At 33.3% G+C, this 14,819-nt stretch carries 17 protein-coding genes; 13 read left to right on the forward strand and 4 right to left on the reverse strand.

Going from position 1 to position 14,819, the window contains the following annotated elements; translation table 11 throughout:
* Positions 1–4 precede the first annotated feature (4 nt).
* The 8 genes from RZ79_RS00805 to RZ79_RS00840 all read left to right on the forward strand — a co-directional run bounded on the left by RZ79_RS00805 (position 5) and on the right by RZ79_RS00840 (position 6,542).
* Complete coding sequence (locus RZ79_RS00805; protein WP_054449598.1) at positions 5–409, forward strand: MerR family transcriptional regulator; 405 nt, start codon at positions 5–7, stop codon at positions 407–409.
* A gap of 12 nt (positions 410–421) precedes the next feature.
* Positions 422–847, forward strand: a complete 426-nt coding sequence (locus RZ79_RS00810) for a cupin domain-containing protein (protein ID WP_054449599.1) — start codon at positions 422–424, stop codon at positions 845–847.
* Between the two features lies 1 nt (position 848).
* Positions 849–1,160 (forward strand): carboxymuconolactone decarboxylase family protein, encoded by a 312-nt coding sequence (locus RZ79_RS00815; RefSeq protein WP_054449600.1) that lies wholly within the window; start codon positions 849–851, stop codon positions 1,158–1,160.
* Between the two features lie 300 nt (positions 1,161–1,460).
* Positions 1,461–4,700: a coiled-coil domain-containing protein gene (locus RZ79_RS07225; protein ID WP_054449601.1), complete on the forward strand. Its 3,240-nt coding sequence runs from the start codon at positions 1,461–1,463 to the stop codon at positions 4,698–4,700.
* A gap of 142 nt (positions 4,701–4,842) precedes the next feature.
* Positions 4,843–5,391, forward strand: a complete 549-nt coding sequence (locus RZ79_RS00825; protein WP_054449602.1) for a biotin transporter BioY — start codon at positions 4,843–4,845, stop codon at positions 5,389–5,391.
* Positions 5,392–5,452: 61 nt separating this feature from the next.
* Positions 5,453–5,635, forward strand: coding sequence for a hypothetical protein (locus tag RZ79_RS00830; RefSeq protein WP_054449603.1), 183 nt, complete (start codon positions 5,453–5,455; stop codon positions 5,633–5,635).
* The gene (locus RZ79_RS00835; RefSeq protein WP_054449604.1) at positions 5,622–6,008 is read left to right on the forward strand and encodes a VOC family protein; all 387 of its coding nucleotides are present in this window, start codon (positions 5,622–5,624) and stop codon (positions 6,006–6,008) included. Before RZ79_RS00830 ends, RZ79_RS00835 begins: the two co-directional genes overlap by 14 nt.
* A gap of 57 nt (positions 6,009–6,065) precedes the next feature.
* Positions 6,066–6,542: a P-loop NTPase family protein gene (locus RZ79_RS00840; RefSeq protein ID WP_054449605.1), complete on the forward strand. Its 477-nt coding sequence runs from the start codon at positions 6,066–6,068 to the stop codon at positions 6,540–6,542.
* A gap of 293 nt (positions 6,543–6,835) precedes the next feature.
* Here the strand turns inward: RZ79_RS00840 and RZ79_RS00845 are convergent, their stop codons facing one another.
* From RZ79_RS00845 to RZ79_RS00855, 3 genes are all read right to left on the reverse strand, one after another.
* Positions 6,836–8,068 carry a serine hydroxymethyltransferase gene (locus RZ79_RS00845; RefSeq protein WP_054449606.1) on the reverse strand — a complete coding sequence of 411 codons (1,233 nt, stop codon included), beginning with the start codon at positions 8,066–8,068 and terminating at the stop codon, positions 6,836–6,838.
* Between the two features lie 306 nt (positions 8,069–8,374).
* On the reverse strand, positions 8,375–8,605 hold the full coding sequence (locus RZ79_RS00850) for a hypothetical protein (RefSeq protein ID WP_054449607.1): 231 nt from the start codon (positions 8,603–8,605) through the stop codon (positions 8,375–8,377).
* A gap of 69 nt (positions 8,606–8,674) precedes the next feature.
* The gene (locus RZ79_RS00855) at positions 8,675–9,532 is read right to left on the reverse strand and encodes an aldo/keto reductase (RefSeq protein ID WP_054449608.1); all 858 of its coding nucleotides are present in this window, start codon (positions 9,530–9,532) and stop codon (positions 8,675–8,677) included.
* 306 nt (positions 9,533–9,838) lie between these two features.
* On the opposite strand from RZ79_RS00855, the gene RZ79_RS00860 reads away from it, so the two are divergent.
* From RZ79_RS00860 to RZ79_RS00870, 3 genes are all read left to right on the forward strand, one after another.
* Positions 9,839–11,977: an HAD-IC family P-type ATPase gene (locus RZ79_RS00860; protein ID WP_237756522.1), complete on the forward strand. Its 2,139-nt coding sequence runs from the start codon at positions 9,839–9,841 to the stop codon at positions 11,975–11,977.
* Between the two features lie 53 nt (positions 11,978–12,030).
* A complete protein-coding gene (locus tag RZ79_RS00865) occupies positions 12,031–12,528 on the forward strand; it encodes a DUF1836 domain-containing protein (protein WP_054449610.1) in 498 nt (165 codons plus the stop codon).
* 67 nt (positions 12,529–12,595) lie between these two features.
* On the forward strand, positions 12,596–13,237 hold the full coding sequence (locus RZ79_RS00870) for an HD domain-containing protein (RefSeq protein WP_054449611.1): 642 nt from the start codon (positions 12,596–12,598) through the stop codon (positions 13,235–13,237).
* Positions 13,238–13,249: 12 nt separating this feature from the next.
* Here RZ79_RS00870 and ybaK read toward each other — a convergent pair whose 3' ends face one another.
* Positions 13,250–13,747 carry a Cys-tRNA(Pro) deacylase gene (gene ybaK, locus RZ79_RS00875; protein WP_054449612.1) on the reverse strand — a complete coding sequence of 166 codons (498 nt, stop codon included), beginning with the start codon at positions 13,745–13,747 and terminating at the stop codon, positions 13,250–13,252.
* A gap of 114 nt (positions 13,748–13,861) precedes the next feature.
* On the opposite strand from ybaK, the gene RZ79_RS00880 reads away from it, so the two are divergent.
* Together RZ79_RS00880 and RZ79_RS00885 are read left to right on the forward strand one after the other, a co-directional pair.
* A complete protein-coding gene (locus tag RZ79_RS00880) occupies positions 13,862–14,425 on the forward strand; it encodes a cadmium resistance transporter (RefSeq protein WP_054449613.1) in 564 nt (187 codons plus the stop codon).
* A 12-nt stretch (positions 14,426–14,437) separates the two neighbouring features.
* Positions 14,438–14,767, forward strand: a complete 330-nt coding sequence (locus tag RZ79_RS00885; protein WP_054449614.1) for an ArsR/SmtB family transcription factor — start codon at positions 14,438–14,440, stop codon at positions 14,765–14,767.
* The last annotated feature ends 52 nt before the right edge of the window (positions 14,768–14,819 follow it).

Raw genomic sequence — 14,819 nt, forward strand, 5'->3', positions numbered from 1 at the left:
TTTTATGAACAAATACAGTATTGGAAAATTTGCCACCAAAGTCGGATTAACCACATACACATTGAGATATTACGATAAACAGAAGTTAATTATCCCTAAACGTGACGAAAATAATCGTCGATACTATGATGATGAAGACGTAAAGTGGATTGGTTTTATTTTGCACCTTAAGGGAACAGGTATGTTGATGACTGAAATTCAAGAATATGTTGAATTGCGCAAACAAGGAGATTCCACCATTAATCAGAGAAAGCAGCTGCTACAGTCTGTTAGGAAGAGAAGCATTGCTGAGATTAACGAGCGTAAGTCTCACTTGAAAATTTTATCTCTTAAAATTGATTGGTATGATGGCAAACTAAAGTATAAGGTCAACGAAAACTTCGAAGAATATATTAAACGATTTAGATAGGAGTTATCATTAATGAATGAAGAAGTAAAGAATGGGATTATTTTTGATCGTGGACCTAAGAACGATGTATACGCAAAATACTTTACTGGTCAAAGCTACCTAAGTGGAATGATTAGTCCAAAAGACGAAGTGAATGTCGGTGTCGGAAATGTTACTTTTGAACCGGGATGTCGTAATAATTGGCATATACACCATGACGGATACCAGTTACTATTGGTGACTGGTGGAATGGGATTGTATCAAGAAGAAGATAAACCAGCTAGATTATTACTACCAGGGTATGTCGTGGTAACTCATGATGGTGTTAAACATTGGCATGGTGCTACTTCAGATAGTTGGTTTTCACATATTGCAATCACTGCTGGTACTCCAGAATGGCTAGAATCAGTAAATGATAATCAGTACAATCAAGCCAATAACGAAGGAAAGCGTGATTAATATGAAAAAACAGACAGCTGGAAGAGATAATTTAGGTGAATTCGCTCCTAAGTTTGCCGAAATTAATGATGATGTACTATTTGGTCAAGTTTGGAGTAGAGAATCACAACTCTCTTTAAAACAACGAAGTATGATTACAATCAGTAGTTTAATTGCTGCAGGTAATTTCGAACAATTGAAATCTCATCTTCAGATGGGTAAAGAAAACGGCATTACTAAAGATGAAATTTCAGAAATCATCACACATTTGTCTTTTTATGTTGGTTGGCCAAAAGCATGGTCGGCGTTTAATGTGGCAAGAAAAATATTCTAATAACTTTCTTTGGTTACGAAAGAGTATAACAAATAAACACTAATATGTATTAATAACCGGCACAAGGCCGGTTATTTTTTATTCTCATTTTCATTTCTTGAAAGATGATCCTTTATATTCGAATATTTTGTTTTTGTTTAGAGAAAAATTAGTGTAAATATTTATTTGTATTAATTATAAATTAATTATTATTAAAAGATAATAAAATATTTAACATAGTTCATTTTTAAAAAAAGTAACATGCTAACATGAAAATATTCGTATTATTTTCATTTATATTTTTAGGAGGATTCTTTTTAAATGAACAAGAAGTTTAAAAATATGGCGTTATCAATTATTCCGCTTTCGGTTATTTTAATGTCATATTGTTCAAATGATTATGCGAAAGCGTCAATAAATAAGGGAAATCAGTTATCCACATTAAATAATGGTGTCGAAACCAAGGAGGTTATTAATTCTGCTCTTAAGATAGAGTCTGAATTAGAAGATTACTACCAACAAACGTTGGGATATGTTAAAGGTAATTTTATTAACGATTTATCCGAAGCAATTAATTATGATCAAGATACTCAAGCAACATTTGCTAAAGAAATTCAAGATGCAATGAATTCCGTCAAATTTGATAAATCTTCAAACGAAGCAGATGCAAAGTTAAAATATCTAGACTTTATTTCCAAAGCACTGGATGAAGCGATGAAGATACTTGATAAGTATGATAGTGAAATGGAAAATGATGCTGAATATGAGTCATTAAAGGATTCGATTGATTCTGATTTAAATCAACTAAGTAATACTATTAATGAGGTTCAATCAAACAATGATAAAACTGATTCAAAAATTATTGAATTAGAAGAAAAGAACATTGATGTTTATCTGAATGATTTAGATAAGGCTATGGATGAGGCTATTAGTGTTCAAAAAAATCTTATAGCAAAATCCGATGATAAAATTTATGCTTCCAATGTTGATGAAATCAATGGTTTGTTAAATGAGTTAATGGATGCTCAATCAAAATTAAATAATGCTAATGCAAATGAATCATTGAAGATTGACGGTTCTTTAAAATCTATAAATGAATCAGTTGCCTCATTAAATTCTGTCTTTAATGATGTAAAAAATTATAATCGAAAAGATTACAATAAGTTAAATAAAGATCAATTAATTAACGTTAATTCAAAAGTTGAAGAATTAAGAAGAGAAATTAAAAAAGTAAAGAAAGAAAATAAAAAAAATACCTCAAATATGAGCAAAGCTCATGTTAATTCAATTGATAAAAAGCTAAATGGGATAAATATAACACTTAAAGATTTCGATAAAAGTAATAGTAATGATATTATTTTGGTTCTTGAAAAAATCACTTCCAAAACAAATGATTTGCAAAATACATTAAATAAAATAAAAGGTCACAGTTCAAAATCAGATAAAAGAATTAATTCATTTGAAAATCGAATTGTTAACGCTGATTTATCACTTAATAGAAGTTTTTATGCTGCCATGGATGATAATAAGACTACTAAAGATAATATTGATAAATTAAATCAAGTAAGAATTACTAATTCTTTAAATGATCTTTCAAAAAAGATAGATGAAGCAAAGTTAGACAGTTCATACTTAGACAAGGGTATTGATGTTAAAAGTATTAATGATAAATTATCAGCATTCAATAGATCAATTAATGACTTAAATAATAATTTAAATAAAAACGATAGTAATTTAATAAATGCTACTCAAAATAAAATTGCAAATGAGTTGAGTGCATTGCATGTTGCATTCTCTCAAGCAGATAAAGATAACAATAATTATAATGCTGAAGTAAAGAAGAACTCTGAAAATTATGTTAATAATAAAATAGCTTCTTTTATTACAGTAGTTGCCGAATTTAAGAATGATGATACTAAAGATAATTATGATAGTCTGTACAATGCGCTAAATGATCTGAAAAAAGTTGGGGTAAATGATAAAAACTCATTACAAAAAGTTCAGAGTATTGTTAAGTCAATGCAAGACAACGTTTCTTTAGATGCTAAAACTGATTTGATTGGTGTAGATGATGTTGAAAATGATATTAATAAATATCATGAATTATTTGGAAATGCATTGGATAAATTAGATGCAGATCAAAATTCTAAACAGGATGATTTCGGTAACAAATTTAATGAACAACAGTCAAATATGGTTATTAAAGATGATGATGAATTATTTCTAAGAATGTTTGCGGAAGATGATACTGATAGCTATCAAGAAAGCCCATTAACTGGTATACCAAGTGGGTATGAAAAACAATTCCATCAATACTTGATTGAAAATCTAAAAAAATCACCAAAAATAGCAGAAATTGTTCATAATCTTGAAATGAAGTTATCAAATGTTAAGTCACTTAAAGATAAGTTTACTTTATTGAATGGGATGGATGAAAAGAAAGTTATTTCATCTAAAGACTTAAGCGATGATTTATCTCAATTATATGGCCATGTTGATAAACTCAAGACAGATGATACTAATGAAATGTATTCAGCACAGGTGAATTTGGATAGTATAACCACTGAAATTAATCAATTGAAAGCCAACTATGCCACTGCACTTGTTGATGCTGCGTCGAATGATAAAAAGTCATCAGATAATCAAAAAGCTAACGATGATAAGAAGTCATCAGATGCTCAAAAGGCTAGTGATGATAAGAAGCCATCAGATGATCAAAAGACTAATGATGATAAGAAATCATCAGATGCTCAAAAAGCTAATGATGATAAGAATGCGTCAGATAGTCAAAAAGCTAATGTTGATAACAAACCATCAGGCAAGCAAAATGGCATCAATGATAAGCAACCCAACAAGACAAATGATGATCAAAATAGTAAGGATGCAAAGAATAATCATAAAACTAAGAAAGCATCAATTAAAAAAAATAAGAAAGTTCTTGCCAATTTAACCAAGAAGTTAAAGAATAAGAAACTAACTAAACGTTCAAAAAAAGCAATTATAAAGAAAATAAATGCATTAAAGAAAAGAATTAAACTAGCGATTGTTAAACGAGACAAGAAGAAACTTTTAAAAATCAACAAAAAGTTACACAGTAAGAAGATATCCAAGAAGACTAGAAAACATCTTAATAAGCAAGCAACAGCTCTTCGTAAGGAAATTAAGAAAAACTACGTAAAGCCTACTAAGAAAAAGGCAGTCAAAAAGACTGTTAAGAAGCATTCTAAAAAGAGTAAGAAGATAAATAAGAAGTCAAAGAAAGATGCTAAAAAAACTAAAAAGGCAGCAAAAAAGTCCGTTAAAAAAGCAAAAAAGGCAGCAAAGAAGTCAAAGAAAGCTGCTAAAAAGGCAGCAAAGAAGTCAAAGAAAGTTGCTAAGAAGACAAAGAAACATCAAAAGAAGTTAACAAAACGTGCTGCTAAAAAAATACAAACCGATCAAAAGGCAATTGCTAAGATAAATAAGAAGTTAAAATTCAAGCACTTAACTAAGAAGCACAGACGTAGCCTAATCGCCAAACGTGCACAACTAAGAAAAGCAATTCGTAAGTTAACTAAGTAATCTTAAAAGACGCTATCAAACGATAGCGTCTTTTTTGCATGCATTTAATTGACAACTTAATTTTGACATGTTGGTTAACAATTGATAATATATGAAATTGTTAACTTTATACAAAAATACGGTTAACAATAAGGAGAGAGATATGAAAACGAGAGACGTGACACAAATCGCGCTGATGACGGCGTTAATTATTGCATTGGCATTCGTACCAGCGATTCCAGTCGCAATTATTCCGGTACCAATCGTTCTGCAGAATTTTGGAATTATGTTAGCTGGTTTATTATTAGGAGGTAAGAAGGGAACTATTTCAGTAGCAATTTTAATGGCAATGGTATCTGTTGGCCTACCGGTTCTTACTGGAGGACATGGTGGAGCAATTAGTTTCATTGGCCCCTCTGGAGGATACCTATTGTCGTGGCTATTAATGCCTTCACTAATGGCGCTTTTTAATCGATTATGTAGTACATTTGTTGATAAAAATAGTTTTTGGAATGTATTAATTTCTACTATTATAGTAAGTATCGTAATATCATACTCAATTGCAATTGTGTGGATCAGTGTGCAGATGCATATCACATTGGGTCAATCATTACTTGCTAACATGGTATTTATTCCAGGCGACATTATTAAGGCTGTTATTGCTGCCTTTGTTGCTAAACGATTATTACCAATCATTAATAAAAATGCTTAATATTTTTCCTTTCTCGTATTGACGTATATAATGGTGACAAAAACAAAAAGGGGATGTTTTCATGGATACATCAAAAATGATTAATCCTATGTTAGGTTGGAAGTTACGTCCACTTGTTGAAAAAGTGACTTCAACTGATGATATTGAAGATATCAAGTTTAACTACATGTTAATGCCTAAGCCAGACACGCCAGAACATGTTGCAGAATGGAAGAAGGTATTAGCACAATATGAAAATAAGTAATTTTGACCATTTTGTTTTAACAGTCAATAACATTCAAGATAGTCTTGATTTTTATAATGGAATTTTAGGGATGGAAAAAATCACCTTTAATAAAGGTGATATTAAAAGATACGCCGTAAAATTTGGTCATTCAAAAATTAATTTTCATGAGGTTGGAAATGAATTTGAACCAAAGGCAAAAGTTCCTACACCAGGCTCGGCAGATTTTTGCTTAGTGACATCTACTCCAATTAACGATGTCGTTAAAGAAATAAAAAGCAAAGGTTGCGATATTATTCAAGGCCCTGTTGAAAAATCTGGAGCATATGGAAAAATTATTTCGGTTTATTTACGAGATCCAGATGATAATTTAGTAGAAATATCTAATTATTAAAAACAGCGTTTTATGCTGTTTTTTATTTGCTATATAATTAGACAATGGAGGAGTAATATGGATCCTGTATTAATTGTGCTTAGGGGAAATGCAGTGACTGGGAAGACCAGTGTTGCATCCGCACTACAAGAAAGACTAGGAACCACGAACGTAATGTTGGTTCAACAAGATATAACTGAAAAACACACAGATACACAAATCCTAATGATTCAAAAGCTGGTTAACTATGGCAAAAAACACTTCCATTATGTTATTTTGGATGGGATTTTGCCCAAGAAAGTATATGGAGAAATGCTACATAGTTTCATTGAAGATTTTGGTAGCCAACAATTAGTGTATTACTTTAATGATTCGTTCGAACAAACATTGAAGCATAACAAACAAAAAATTCAGCCACACGATATCGACAAACTAAAATCGTGGTGGAATGATTCAGATATACTTTCAGTTGAAGACATAAAATTAGAGAACGCTGAAATTGAAGAATATACTAATCAAATCATTGATGATATTAATGATTTACCATTATTCTGATTTTATATTAAATTGGATTTAAAAGAGAAATATATTTGTAAATAATTAATATCTAATTAAAATGTGCACAAAAATGTTATACACCCTTGCTAATGATTCATTTTTATTTTATATTAATTCTTGTGTTTTTTTAGATCGTCATATATAATAAGAACAGTTGTTCGCATAAAGGCGATCAGTTAACTCATATTTATTATATTAATGAGACCTCTCATCTCATTAATACATTTATATTTTCTTATCTCTCTCAAAAAAAGACCACTCTCTCTCAAGAAGGTCTTTTTTTTACATATTTATCTGCTAATGGGATGTTTAATGATTAGGTCATGTACTTGTTGCTTGGCATCATCTAAGATGTTTTGATGCCCAGGATGATTTAATACATCAACAATGATAGTGGCTACTTTGATAGCATCATCTTCACTGAAGTTACGACTAGTGATAGTAGGAGTACCAATTCGGATTCCTTCCATAGTATCACCATTTTCTAGCGGCAATAGTTCCTTGTTAGTGGCAATTCCCACAGAGTAAAGTAGTTCAGCTGCTTGATCACCAGTAAGACCAACTGCGTTTAAATCCAATGTCATTTCATGGTTTTCGGTATCACCAGATACAACACGAATCTTTTCATCTTGATTAAACACCTTGGCCATTGCCTTAGCATTCTTGATTACATTAACGGCATATTCATGGAAGTCGGGTTTCAAGGCTTCACCCAATGCAACGGCTTTGGCTGCGATAACGTGTTCTAAAGCACCACTTTGTGATATTGGGAAAACTGCGTAGTCTAACTTATCTGCAAATTTTGCCCTGGCTAATATCATACCACCTCGTGGTCCACGTAAGGTTTTGTGGGTCGTTGTAGTCACAACGTCAGCAACTTCAACAGGGTTGGGGTGGACTCCAGCAGCCACTAGTCCTGCAATGTGGGCCATATCGACCATTAGGATGGCGCCGACTTCATCAGCTATTTTTCTAAATTCATTCCAGTCGATAATATGACTATATGCTGATGCACCTGCAATGATTAGTTTTGGTTTTACTTCTAGAGCGATTTGGCGAATGTTTTCAAAGTCTAGTAATTCTGTTTTAGGGTCAACACCATAAAAATGAGACTCGTAAAGTTGACCGGAGAAGTTATGTTTTTGACCGTGGGTAAAATGACCACCAGCATGCTCACTCATTGCAAGAATCTTATCACCGGGTTTTAAGAAAGCGGCATATACAGCTTGGTTGGCTTGGCTTCCAGAATGAGGATGAACGTTTGCATATTCTGCGTGAAATAATTCTTCTGCACGTTGTTTAGCAATTCTATCAATTTCATCAATTGCTTCGTTCCCAGTATAGACACGTTTTCCAGGATATCCTACCGCATATTTATTCGTTAATACAGAACCTTGAGCTGCACGTACAGCCTTGGATGCAATGTTTTCTGATGCAATTAATTCAATCACGTTATCTTGACGATTGTTTTCATGTTCAATCGCTTTAAAAATTTCTGGATCTTCTTTTGAAAAATCGTACATAATTTAATCTCCTTTTTAAACAAAAAAGACGCCCTTGTACTTTCGTACAAGGGCGTCTTCAACACTGTTCCACCTTATTTTTATATCAAGCTCGCACTTGATACCTCTGGTTCTTAATGCGCATTAAGATTTCGATTCAATTGATATATCTTGACTGCCTTCATTCAAGAACTTGGCATCTCGTTTCACTAAATCAGATGCTCGCTTAACAAGTTGATTTGAATTACTACTTTCAAGTTGTTTATTAGAATAGACTAAAAAAATAATACTGTCAAATTTTTTTATAATATTTTTAATATTTGTAATTTATTTATTTTTTATTTGCTGTCTTAGTTTTTCGTTTTCTCTACGCATATTAGCAAGCATTTGTTCTGCTTTGCGGTTTTCTTCATCCATTTTTTGACGTTGAGCTTTTCTTTCGTCTCGATGAAAGAAAGAGTCAATTAGTAAAAAGATGCCTAAACATCCAAATACGACAACGAATCCGATACCCAACAGAATAAACATTCCTAAAATAACAAGCACAATCATTAACATATGAAAAAGCCCCTTTATTATGTATGAATATAACTAATTATACTCGTCGTACAATTAGTTATAAATAAGTTATTTATGTTTTGGATATTGATGCTCGATTTCATAAACGACTTCAGGATCATCACCGGTACGGAAATCCTGATTTAAATCGTCAATTAACTTCATTTCATGATCTGATAATTCAAAATCATATAGGTCCGCATTTTCAACCACTCGTTGTGGTGTACTTGACTTAGGAATGATAGTTACACCGTTTTGAAGGTGCCATCTTAAGATGATTTGGGCCGTTGATTTACCATGAGATTTGGCAATTTCTTGGATGGTATCGTCATTTAGAGTAGCACCACGACCCATTGGACTCCAAGCTTGTGTAACAATTCCTTCATCCTTGTTTGCTTTTAGCATGGATTTTTGACTTAGGTAAGGGTGGACTTCGATTTGGTTTACTACAGGCATCTCATGAGCTTTAGTTTTTAATAAATCTAAATGAGTTTGATGGTAATTACTTACCCCGATGGACTTCACTTTTCCTGCTTTTTTGGCATCCTCAAATGCACGCCAAGTATCAAAAAAGTGTGAACGAACAGGCCAGTGTACTAATAACAAGTCGATGTAGTCAGTTTGAAGTTTTTCAAGTGACTCATCAATTGCATCTAATGTTGATTGGTATCCTTGTTTTGGTTCAGGAATTTTTGTCGTAATAAATATTTCATTTCTGTTAATTTGTAGCTTTTTAATTGAATTACCTAGTAGTTCTTCATTATTATAGAACTGTGCAGTATCGAATAATCGATATCCGGCTTCATAGGCCGACTTAATAGCTGCATTCATACTATCTTGATCAGCTAGTTTATAGGTTCCAAAGCCTTCTATAGGCATTTGATTTCCGTCTCTTAGCTGTATGGTATCTTTAATTGAATTAGGCATGTTAATGGCCTCCTTTTATTTTTAAGTACCAGGGTCAATGATAGTCCATAAAAACTAGACAAATCAAATTTTTTACACGTTAGGGGTGTTTTTTTGCAATCACGAATCGACAGTCAAAAAGGATTGACTACTATACAAGCCAAACATTTATATGATCAAGGCTTACATAATACTAAACGGAAGGGTTTTACCAAGACTATTCCTCAGATATTACAAGGAAATGCGTTCACATTGTTTAACTTTATTAATATAGTTTTGGCGGCAATGGTTTTTTATACGGGCGATTATAAAAATCTATTGTTTTTAGTGATTGCGATTTCAAACACAATTATCGGAAGTATCCAAGAAATTAGATCCAAACGCCAGTTAGATAAAATGGCGATATTATCACAAGGACTAATTAGGGTCGTGCGTGATGGCCAAATTAAAAAGGTTGAAGACGACCATATTGTTTTAGGTGATGTTTTATTAATCGGCCATGGAGATCAAATTCCAATTGATGGTAAAGTATTGACTTCTGATTCTCTACAAGTAGATGAATCGCAAATTACAGGTGAAACTAATTCCATTGAAAAACAACATGGTGATTCTGTTACTTCTGGAAGTGTTGTTTTGAGTGGAAGTGCCAGGATTGTTGCGACTGAAGTCGGTGAGGACACTTTTGTGAATCGAATGGAATTTGAGGTTAGTCGTACCAAAAAAGATTCTGATAGCAAGATGCTAAAGACCATTAATAAGATTATTAAATGGTTAACGTTTGTGATTGTACCGCTTGGTGCGCTATTGTTATATACAAAAATTATGCGTGGTGATGACATTAACCAAGCCATGTTAGGGACGGTTGCGGCGATGATTGGAATGATTCCTGAGGGATTGGTTCTATTGTCATCAGTAACACTGGCTGTATCTGCTGCCAAGTTGGCTCGTCATAAAGTTTTAGTCCGTGCTTTGCCTGCAATTGAAACGCTAGCTCGTGTTGACACAATCTGTTTAGACAAGACAGGAACCATTACTTCAGGAAAATTGAAATTGGAAGATGTATTGCCATTTAATAACCACTCAAAGGATGAATTAAGCCATATTTTGGGTAGTTTAGTGTATGCATTTGAGGATGATAATGAAACTTCAGCTGCAATTAAGCAGGCTATTTCAAACCCTAACGTGGTTGTTTTAAAGAGTTTTCCATTTTCTTCAGATAAAAAATGGAGTGGTGTGCAAACCAACGAAGGAAACTACATTATGGGGGCGCCACAATTCATCATTGAAAACATGACAAAAGAGGTTTCAGATACGATTAGTAACTATGCTAATCAAGGTTATCGTGTTATGGCCTTGTTAAAGAGTAATAAGGATTTAACCGATGATTTAGATGATGCCGAATTGTTAGGATTGGTGTTAATTAGTGATGAGATTAGACCTGATGCTAAGAGTACTCTTGAGTATTTTGTAGAACAGGGTGTTAGCTTAAAAGTAATTTCGGGAGATGATCCCAAAACTGTTAGCGCGATTGCTAGTAGGGTTGGTCTAAAAGACAGTGATAAAACGGTTGATATGACACAAGTGCCATTTGATGCAGATTATCAAGAGTTGGTTAAGGATAACGCTGTATTTGGCCGAGTTACCCCACAACAAAAGAAACGGTTAATTCGTTCTTATCAATTGAATGGAAACACTGTCGCTATGACAGGTGATGGTGTTAACGACATGTTAGCAATGAAACAAGCTAATTGTGGAATCGCAATGGCTTCCGGTAGTGAAAGTACTAAAGGAATTGCTGATTTTGTATTAATTAACTCTAATTTTTCAGCAATGATAGACGTTTTAGCTGAAGGTCGTCGTGTTATCAATAATATTGGAAGTGTGGCATCTCTTTACTTGATTAAGACGATGTTCTCATTGTCATTAACAATCTTGTTTATGTTTAGTATTCACAGCTATCCATTCCAACCAATTCAATTAACGCCAATCAATACATTTATGGTCGGGTTACCATCATTCCTATTAGCTCTGGCACCTAACTACCAGAGGGTTACTAACCAATTTAGTGCTAAGATTTATAATATCGCCTTGCCGGCAGCTATGACGATTGTTGGATACGTTGTGTTGATTATTTACATTGGCAAAGCTTTCCACTTTGATTACGTGCAAAGAGCCACGATTAGTGTTTTGGTGACTGGATTTATTTATTGGATAGCTTTATTTAAAGCATCTCGTCCATTAAATCGTGTTAAGTTATCAATTATTATTCCGTCAATTGTAATTTTTGCATCCATCTTTATATTTTTCCCATCAATATTCTCATTGGTCGATGTATTCAAAATGCCGATATTTATTCCAGCAGCATTGGTTGTTGTCACAGCAGTACCGGTATTCATTTTGATGTCGTCAGTTGTTCGTCGCATCTTGATTAAAATTAATCCAAGTAAATTTGACGACTCCATTTAAGCTAGTATATAAAACTACTTGATATGATATAATATTGATATTGAGGTGATCTGATGAACAGCAAATATACTAAGTGGCAGGACCAAATGAAAGAAGTTACTTTGCCTAAATGGGAAGAACTTCCTAAGTTTGATTTATACATGGATCAACTAGTGGCCGTTGTCAACGAGGCGATTGGACCACTAGGGATGGATACCGTAACTAAGTCTATGGTTAATAATTACGTCAAAAATAAGGCGACATTTGCGCCAGTAAAAAAGAAATATCAAACTGTCCATGTGGCAGATATAATAATTATCAGTTTATTAAAGCCGGTCTTTTCCATTAAAGATATTAGAAGGGGAATTGACGAAATTACTAAACAACAATTTCCTAAACAGGCCTATGATGAATTTATAGAAATGTTGGTGGAAAAACTTCATCACATTGCAGATGGAAAGTCTGTAGCTAATAATGATTCCGAAATTGAGCAACTATTAAGTTCTATTGCGGATACAATTGTGAACTGTTTAATTGCTAACGAAATATTTGAAGATATGATCTATGAATAATAAAAGCGCTCCTTAGTTGAGGAGCGCTTTTTGTTTAGCTTATAATTATAAAAAAGGTGGAATCAAGATGAAAAAAATAGATGATTTAAAGCAATATGTAAGTGAACAGCTAGCTAATGATGCTACCGGACATGATTTTTCACATATAATACGAGTTGCTAATTTGGCAAAAGAAATCAGCAATCAGACTGACAATGCTGATTTATTGATTGTTTTAACCGCTGCATATTTACACGACGTTATCGATGATAAGTTAGTAGAAAATACATATGACAAACAAAAAGAGGTGCAATCCAAATTAAAAGAATTGGATTACACCTCGAGTCAAATTGATGAAGTGATGGATAGCATCACGCACATGTCTTACAGTGCGAACTTAAAGCATCACTATGAGCTTACGATTAACGGTCAAATTGTCCAAGATGCCGATCGACTAGACGCAATCGGTGCAATTGGTATTGCTAGAGCTATGTATTTTGGGGGCCACTTTGGTGATACCCTTTATGACCCTCAACAAGTGCCTCGCAGTGATATGGACAAAAGTCAATATCGCAAACATACAACTGTCATTAACCATTTTTATGAAAAATTGTTTAAGCTACCTGAGTTGATGAATACGTCGGTTGCTAAAAAAATGGCAGACAAACGTAGTAAATATATGCACGATTTTGTAAGAGAATTTAAAAATGAATGGCGAGGCATTCAATAATTAGATGCGTAATTACTTGACGATATCAACGAAGTGACCGTGGACTAAATTAACTAAATCAGTTGCATCTAGTTCCACAGAACGTCCAACTTGGCCAGATGAAACTAGAATTTGTCCTTGTCGCTTGGCTTCGTTATCAATGTAGATTGGATAGTGGAATTTTTCATAGATACCAACAGGCGTGTTAGCACCATGAACGTACCCAGTGGTCTTCAATAGGTCCTTTAGAGGAACCATATTGACCTTTTTATTTCCGGATTCTTTGGCCAGCTTCTTTTCGTCCAAATGTTGATCCAATGGCACCACGCCAACAACGGGACCAGTATCTTTACCTTCAAGGACTAATGTCTTGTAGATACGATGTTGATCCATGCCTTCTTCTACTTCTAATTGAGCGACGTTATTTTCGTCATGTGTTGCGAATTGGTGTTGGATATAAGAAATGTTATTTTTATCAAGAATTTGTTCAACTAATGTCTTATGAACCTTATTTTTCTTCTTTTTTCCCATTTCAAAATCACCTCGCCATTCATTTTAGCATAGAATTGACAAGCGATTAACGATTATATAAAATATACCAAAAATTATATATACCAATAAAGGTATGTTCGAAAGGGAAAATTTATGAATTGGTTACTAATACTAATTACCTTTTTAGGAGTTAATCTTGATTTCTTTTTTATTCTGCTTTTCTTGTTAAAGAAGTATGATTTAAAGTCTGTTACAGTTGGTTATTTAATCGGGTTGTGGGGGCTGCTTCTTTTAAGCTTTAATGTGGGACAAATCCTATCACATTTTCTACCAGAGTGGATATTAGGGTTGCTTGGGTTACTACCTATTTACATGGCATTAAAGGATGAAGACGAAGATGCTAGAGAAGTCAGCCACAAGTCACCAGTAGTGATTACGCTAGTGACCTATTTATCCGTATGTGCAGGATGTAATCTTGCGTTGTTCTTACCAGTTCTTTCTAATATTGATACGATTCAATTCATTCGAGTTATTTTGATGTTGACCGTGCTATCTATTTTGATTATCTTCATTATTAAATCAATTGGACAAGTTAAAGTGGTTAATAACTTGATGGAAAAATATGGTGAAATTTTGACGAAGCTGGTTTATATTGGTGTCGGAGTTTATGTACTATTTGATAGTGGATTAGTTGCACATATTATTTCTTGGTTTTAGGGGATGTTTTTAATGCAATATAAAAAACAAATCATTGAAGAAGTGGCATCAATCTATAAGGTTTTAAGTAATGAACGCAGAATTATAATTATTACTGTATTGATGGAGGATAATAAACCATTGAGTGTAAACGAGATTTGTCAGCAGACACAGTTAAGCCAACCGGTCGTTTCAAAACAATTGGGTATCCTATATAATTATCAAATTGTTTGTAAGGAAAAAGTTGGTACCAGTGTTATGTATGGTGTCGACGATCCGCACGTGGTTGAAATGATTTCAGATATGATTCAACACGTAAAACATGAGATAGCTGGAAAACCTCATCCAAGGAATTTGTTTTAAATTTGCGAAGTTGTATCGATAAATCTGTTATACTGATTTTTAGAAAATTAAT

Origin of the sequence: Apilactobacillus kunkeei DSM 12361 = ATCC 700308 (genome assembly GCF_001281265.1) — a bacterium.
Lineage (GTDB): Bacteria > Bacillota > Bacilli > Lactobacillales > Lactobacillaceae > Apilactobacillus > Apilactobacillus kunkeei.